Raw genomic sequence first — 6820 nt, 5'->3', positions numbered from 1 at the left:
TAAGCGGAGAAGAGCCCTAGAAGTTATGCGAAAAATCAGAGCGATCTATTCATCGTAACTCAGAAATGTCCAAAAATGAGTTTCAGAAGCATCGTTTAATCAAGCCAGGTGAGTGCCTTATCAAACCCCTCTGGCGTTATATTGATGTACCAATCTAGATCCACTTTTTTGCGCATAACCAGTCCACACTCTTCAAGAGCTTTACATGAAACTCGGAAGTTGTTCGGGTGAATATCTCTCCCAAGCACTTGATTGACGGCCAGGTTGATGACGGTTGACTTACCTTCTTTTACTCCTTTGATGAACGCCTTGGCCAAACATCTTAAGACCTCTTTTTGAACCTGGCTCATTCTTGCTCTTTTCATTCTCTCTGCCTCTTAATCATTGCAACAATAATTAAATTAAAATTCTGAAAATTTATTTATTTCATCAAGGGATAGGTTCGTGCTGGCTGCTATATGCTTGCATGTAGAGTCAGTATGAAGCCGACAGAGCGAAGCAACGTCAGTCAGCTCTTTACTCATTTAAAGAACAGCTTTGTTCGCGATTCTAAAGAGAGATATTTTTTCCTAGAACCTTATAGACCGTAGTCCTACTGCACTCTAACTCTTTACTGATCGCATGCTTGTTCATTCCTTGGCCTGCAAGCTCTTGAATACGTGTATGAAGCGTCTTATTAGGAAATCGGCCAAGATGCCTCCCCTCAGAGCGAGCACGCTCTCTGCCTTCATTACAACGCTGTAATATTCGTTTTCTTTCCATTTCAGCAAACGCCGATATGGTCGTATAAATGACTCTACCTACATCGCTATTGATATCTAAATCCCCCAAATCATGAAACACCAAACCCGCTTTCTTTTGCGCTAGCTGATCGGCAATTTGCAAAGCATCAATGGTATTTCGAGCAATGCGGTCGACTTTGGTAACATGAATAACATCTCCCTCCCTTGCAAAATCCAGCAACAGGTTAAGCTGCTCTCTATCAGAGGATTTACCGCTCGCTTGCTCTTGGTAAATTTTGTCACAACCAATACGTTTAAGCTGTTCAAGTTGAACATCGAGCGTTTGGTCTTGGGTGCTAACACGAGCATAACCAATTTTCATAAAATGGCCTAAAAGTGAACTTAAAGATATTGATACTCAAGTGTACATGTTCACTTTAAATTACAAAGACTAACTGAACAGTTATTAGATGATTGTGAGCAATGTCCATAAAGTTACACCTTAATGGACAATCACTTAAATGATTAGGAGGCTCAATCTTTAATCATTGTAGCAATGAATAAATAAAAGTATGGAAAGAGGCTTAACTTGGTGGCCAGTTTTGATGGTGAAGATCAATATGGCTAGCCCAGATTAGTTTTGCTTATTAATTTTGTACTCAACATAAGCCTTAGCATGATCATAAACCCCTATAGCCCCTTCTGTTGTGCGCAGAGCATCAAGTGGTGTGACCAATGTTAAGTCAATTAAGCCATCTATATTTGGTTTAGTAGTCGCCAACCATTGCCATGACTCACTAAGGCTATGAACCTTACCAAGTTCTTCCATCACAAGAGCAAACATTTCTGATTCAGGATGCCAAGAGGTAGGGATAGTCGCAGGTCTACGGCCATTAGGAACTTTATGAGGAAGTTGGGACTTTTCTAACCACTCTTTGGTAATGTGTTTAACAGTCCAATCAGCTAGCTCTGACAAAGTTTTGTTTGCTCTTCGAGTCTCTTCATCATCGGGGTCAGTGGCAGGTTTTGTTGGAATAACAAGACCGATTCTTACCTGGCTCCAGCCTTGAATTACACGAATTTTATTGTACTCACGAACCTTTATCATTGATGCAGCAATATCAGTATCGTTGCTAACATAAACAATTTGTTCTAAGTCTTGCTGTGTTACCACATCAAATAAAGCTTCAGTAGCAAGGTTTACATCACTCTGTTTTTCCTCCAGCTTCCAGATTTCAACTCTATCACAGTCTCGTGGAAGGGTATTTCCCTGAACTTGGTAAACATGAACTTTGTTAACTGCGTAGTACCCCTCATATAAGCACAAGTCATCTCCCAAATGCTTTTGCAGAGCATTATGGTAAGTTTCTTGGTCTTTAGTAGAGTTGGTATCTAGAGCTGCTTTCTCTACAATTTTTGCTGTAAAGAATTTAATTCCCTGATTAAGTAGTTGAGGCGTAGAGTTTTCATGATAAACGCTAGGCAAAATTTGACTTTCAAACAAGGCTTTTAAATCTAGCCATTTGTACGGGCTTTTCTTTAAACATCCGTAGTAAAGGTTGTAACCGTCAATGTAGACTCGCGTATTCAATGTACTTATCGATCCTTCAGATACGAAAAAACCGACATAAAGTCGGCTTTTTCTTCCTACGAGATGGGGTCAAGCCTCGCCACCCTATAGGATTAGTTGTTAACTCTGATACTAAACGATACAGCAGAAGTGTCAAGTTATTTTGTTGACTAAGTAGTTAGGCCCGAACAAATTTTCCATCTAGATGGTCTCGCATTAAACATTAAGATTCCTTACCTTGAACTTTCATTTCTATACGCATATTCAAACCTTAATGGACACTTATTAAAAGAGCCCCTAACCATTGCAACAATGATTAAGGGCTCTAGCAAAAAGGTTGGTTTGTGTTTGGGTGCGCACTAATTCAATTATTGCAAATGAATCAAGTATGGAAAATTCACTTAAGTTCAGTGTCCAGTCTGACTGGAGCGATCATTCGGGGGAGTAGTTAGGATTAAAAAAATGTTTATAACTCTACGAGCCTCTGCAATATCTTCTCTAGCGCAGCTCAGAGCCCAATGATCACTTGCTAATCTGACTAAGCCAAAGCTAGCTGGTCAAAATCTATAGTTTTAACAGCCTTGAGGTTAATAGTCTGCTTTGCTTTCCATAAATCATACTGGTGTTGCATCGCTAACCAACTCTCAGGAGTTCCGCCCAGTACAACCTGTAGCTTTAGTGCCATCTCAGGGCTGATAGAGCTTTGGCCTTTCACGATGCGGTTGAAAGTAGATGGACTTACACCCAAGTTCTTGGCTACGGCTCTAGAACTAAGGTTAAACGGTTCAAGGTACACATCGTGGATTAGTTCGCCCGGATGTGGAGGGTTGTGCATAATCATTAGTGATAGTCCCTATAGTCGAGTATAAAAGCGTTTCCATTTCTAAACTGAAACGTAACGCGCCAGTTGCCGTTAACATCAATAGCCCAAATATCATCTTTCTTTGGGTTTAGCTGATGTAGTCTCCAGCCAGGTTTATTGATATCAGCGATAACACTTGCGGTATTGATTACAGCTAACTGTAACCTTAGCTTTTTGATATGTTTGGCTTGGATACCCGCAGCAGTCCCTTTAACAAAGAACTTTTCCAGACCAGTATGCTTAAATGATTTTATCATGTAGATACTATAGCGCGTTGCGCTTCACGCTACAATCTTGGTAAAGACATTTTAGCCCTCATCTGTTCTTTTAGCCAGTTTTGCTCTACCCGTGATCATTGAAGGTGGGGTAGAGAGGGAATTAGTAAATTATCCTACGCTAAGCAAAAGTTCCCTGATTGCATTTACCTATTGCCATTCATTTTGGTTTCGCAACATGTTTTTGCAACGCTGAAAGCCCAACGATGGGCTAAAAACTACCAAGCATTAGATCCAAAAGAAAGACTGGCAGTGTTGGCCGCAATGATGGAAGTAGAATAGACAGATTTGACTATGTTGGCCACAGTGCAAAAGTTAGGGGAAAACAGGCAAAGCACAGATGCGGTGTAACCGGTGTGCGTAAAAGCCCTAGATATAATGGTGGTAAACTTTCGCTTAATCATTGGTAAGTTTTGCCAAAAGTTTACCAGCGATCGACACAACAAATATTTTTGATCAATAAAGAAAGCGGTAGGTGTAATCGATATAACCTAACTTTCATCGTTGCCTTTACATTCCAACGAGCCAAAATATTGATCTGATATGAATAAGGCTTCTTGAATATTTTTTAGGCTTAGCTGCGGCTTACAGATAGGAAAGCATTAACATTAGCAGGTTAGGCTACACCACTATTTTTAATGACTTAAGAATTAGAAACAGTCTGCGCTACACCCAAGTAGTGCTTAAAATGGCTTTTTGAAGCGTAAATAACTATAGCAGTCTTTGTTACGCCTAGTGTAATAGCTATATTCACAAATAAGGCAGCGATATTTTAACTAAATAATTTCAATAACTTAAAATTAAAAAGTAAATCACTACAAAAATAAAATGCAGTTTGCACTACACCAAGAGGTAGAAACAATGAGTTGTATAGCACTAAATACAGTTGAGGCTACACCTTTCTATAATATATAGACAGAAAACACAGTAATGGCTACACCTTTAGAAGAATGAAAGCGGAAAGAAGCAGTTTTGGATACACCATTTAAGAAGATTGCTTGTGCACAGTATGCGTTATACGATTTTCCAACCCAAAACTACAGTAATGGATACACCTGACATAGCGATCCCAAACGTGCAGTTATGGTTACACCACAATAGTAATTGGCAATTGGAAGCTGGCTACTTTATTTCGGGTAAAGCTTTATTTCGCTTGGTGATTTTATAAGCCCATTCACCATGCCACGTCGTTTCCTGCCCATGTAAGTAACCAATTGATTCTAGTCTCTTAATTGCCGATTTAATCGATCTATTAGCCTCCTTATTGCTCATATTCAAAGCAAGACGATCTCTCATGCGACTTAAAGATACAGGGAAAGGGTCTTCGGGTAGGCAAGCAAAAAACAAATATAAGCATTGGGCTGTTTCAGCTCTTGGGATAGACGAAAGGGTGCGCATACTAATTAAGATTTGACGATCAATACGATACAGCTCCCACAGGTCAGGATCTCCTTCCAGGATGATAATATCGGTATCCATATTATAAACAAATTTCTTAAGCAACGAGGTTGATGTCGCTTTAGAGCCATCTTTCGTAGCCATACTTATCTTTTGACTCTGAATACGCTCTAGTGACTCTTTGATACGCTTACGAAACTTCGTGTTTAACATCTGCGTACTGAATCCACAAAACTTTGTAAATTCAGAGAGCTTCATTGTTATTCTGTCGGAATCATAACCATACTTTGAAAAAGCAAAGACAACCCCACACCAAACTTTGAAGTCTGTTCGTACATTGAGTCTTTCACCTTTGAGAGATGCGTATTCGTATCCTTCACGTTTGTACAGGGATATATCTCTGAACTCGTCGCTTACATTATGCTTTACAACAGTAAGATCATCACTTTTATTACTGTTCTTAGCAATAGGCGTAAATAAGGCTGTACGGATTAATATATTGGGCTGGATAGTATGTGTATCAGATATTACCAGACCATCACTAATCACCGATAAGAGTTTGTTTTCCATAGATAATATCCAAATTTAGTTACTAACATAATTTGCAGTTCATGCTACACCATACACAGTCTATGATACACCGTCTACAGTTCATGCTACACCCGATGCAGTTTATGATACACCTATCACGGTTTAGGCTACACCCTGATCATGCATAAAGCCAATACTGACAAGGCTTTGAGGCGATCAAGGATCAATTTGGATCTATTAGGTTCATATTAGGTTCATATTAGGATAATTAGGCCTGTGGATAAGTGGATAACTATCCGAATCCTTTATACTAAATGACTGACGGGGAACGCTTTTGGCGTTCCTGTGTCTGATTTGGGCGATGGACAACTATTCGCTCGTACCTCACGAAAGTTGACCACACACAAATCTGAAATAAATAACTCAACACATGATCTGAGAAAGATCTTTAAGCTTTGTTGTATATTGAGGCGATAAAAAGTTACGATTCATCTGCCAATGTTGTGTTGTTCCTTGGGAGAAATGACGATATCGACTTCTGAAAATACTTCAGACAAAGCTCATCCACAACCTGAAAGTCCATGGTGATCTTCTCTGTCAGAGCCTCGGCGTGGATAATATTTTTCCCCTTAATCAAAAACTGGATCTGAAATTTGAATAAGGACTTTTCCTTCGCTTTCAAGCACACTTTGTACTTCTTGGAAATTCCAATCATCACCAGAAATTAAATCCGCATCAAAAGGAACAGTGGCATCAATGCTTTCAAGACGCTCTAATAGCCCTTTAACATTAGAGTATACCCCTTCCTCTTTTGCTTCTTGGAGGAAGGTTCTTGGCGGTTCATGGTAGACTTTACCAATTGGTAGTGCACCATACTTTTTATATTGAATCTTGACTTGTAATGTTGGTGATGCCTTTCTTAGCAATTCCAAAATCTGACTTGTTTTCATGCGACAACTTTCCCTCTAGTTGGTGTCTTCACGCATAATGCGATAGTTAACGACTGCAATTATGCACCGAATGGAATTAAACAGATCCTTAACACTGCGAAGTAATCCCACATTAAGCCTTAAGTAGCCTAATAATGAATCAAAGCAGAGGTATAGCCCCAACCACTAAAGAAAGCCGCTATTACACCTGCTATTCTCGCTGCTGTGTTGACGTCTAAAACTATCATGGTCAGCGCAATTCCAAAGCCGAACAAAGATAAAATAAGGGACATCAAACATTGCATTTTTTGGTGTGATTGAAGCATCTATTTTCCCCATTACAGCTTCACACATGTAAATCTACAAGATGTAGAACCCTGATCATCAAATTCAAATATGTAGCCTTTAACACCGTCATCATTAGTATTCTCGCCAAACCTACAGCTACCTATTGCTTTAACACTTACACCTGTTAGATAGCAAATAGAGAAATCCTTATCGAACTCTTTCTTGGGGATAAAAGCATTACATCC

General features: G+C 39.4%; 10 protein-coding genes. All 10 read right to left on the bottom strand.

Annotated elements, in window-relative coordinates:
• Nucleotides 1-95: 95 nt before the first annotated feature.
• Nucleotides 96-365 (bottom strand): hypothetical protein, encoded by a 270-nt coding sequence (locus tag AB4589_RS10845; RefSeq protein ID WP_102340850.1) that lies wholly within the window; start codon nt 363-365, stop codon nt 96-98.
• Nucleotides 366-549: 184 nt separating this feature from the next.
• Nucleotides 550-1104 carry a recombinase family protein gene (locus AB4589_RS10840; RefSeq protein WP_048666176.1) on the bottom strand — a complete coding sequence of 185 codons (555 nt, stop codon included), beginning with the start codon at nt 1102-1104 and terminating at the stop codon, nt 550-552.
• A 252-nt stretch (nt 1105-1356) separates the two neighbouring features.
• On the bottom strand, nt 1357-2226 hold the full coding sequence (locus tag AB4589_RS10835) for an NYN domain-containing protein (RefSeq protein ID WP_372032774.1): 870 nt from the start codon (nt 2224-2226) through the stop codon (nt 1357-1359).
• Between the two features lie 604 nt (nt 2227-2830).
• Entirely contained in the window at nt 2831-3133 is a 303-nt protein-coding gene (locus AB4589_RS10830; RefSeq protein WP_016786835.1) for a HigA family addiction module antitoxin, read from the bottom strand.
• Nucleotides 3133-3411 carry a type II toxin-antitoxin system RelE/ParE family toxin gene (locus AB4589_RS10825; protein ID WP_016786836.1) on the bottom strand — a complete coding sequence of 93 codons (279 nt, stop codon included), beginning with the start codon at nt 3409-3411 and terminating at the stop codon, nt 3133-3135. The genes AB4589_RS10830 and AB4589_RS10825 overlap by 1 nt, the downstream gene beginning before the upstream one ends.
• Nucleotides 3412-4551: 1140 nt before the next feature.
• On the bottom strand, nt 4552-5397 hold the full coding sequence (locus tag AB4589_RS10820) for a RepB family plasmid replication initiator protein (protein WP_102556540.1): 846 nt from the start codon (nt 5395-5397) through the stop codon (nt 4552-4554).
• Between the two features lie 384 nt (nt 5398-5781).
• On the bottom strand, nt 5782-5904 hold the full coding sequence (locus tag AB4589_RS10815; RefSeq protein WP_277870693.1) for a DUF4113 domain-containing protein: 123 nt from the start codon (nt 5902-5904) through the stop codon (nt 5782-5784).
• A gap of 83 nt (nt 5905-5987) precedes the next feature.
• Nucleotides 5988-6308, bottom strand: a complete 321-nt coding sequence (locus AB4589_RS10810; protein ID WP_102556541.1) for a hypothetical protein — start codon at nt 6306-6308, stop codon at nt 5988-5990.
• Nucleotides 6309-6436: 128 nt separating this feature from the next.
• Nucleotides 6437-6613, bottom strand: a complete 177-nt coding sequence (locus tag AB4589_RS10805) for a hypothetical protein (RefSeq protein ID WP_157939777.1) — start codon at nt 6611-6613, stop codon at nt 6437-6439.
• Between the two features lie 12 nt (nt 6614-6625).
• Nucleotides 6626-6820, bottom strand: a 195-nt coding sequence (locus tag AB4589_RS10800; protein ID WP_372100395.1) for a hypothetical protein, incomplete at its 5' end; no start/stop codon positions are given.

This window comes from Vibrio sp. 10N.222.49.A3 (assembly GCF_041475145.1).
Taxonomy (GTDB): domain Bacteria; phylum Pseudomonadota; class Gammaproteobacteria; order Enterobacterales; family Vibrionaceae; genus Vibrio; species Vibrio tasmaniensis_A.
Note: the sequence above shows the minus strand (reverse complement) of the source record. Positions and strands in the feature narration are given on the sequence as shown.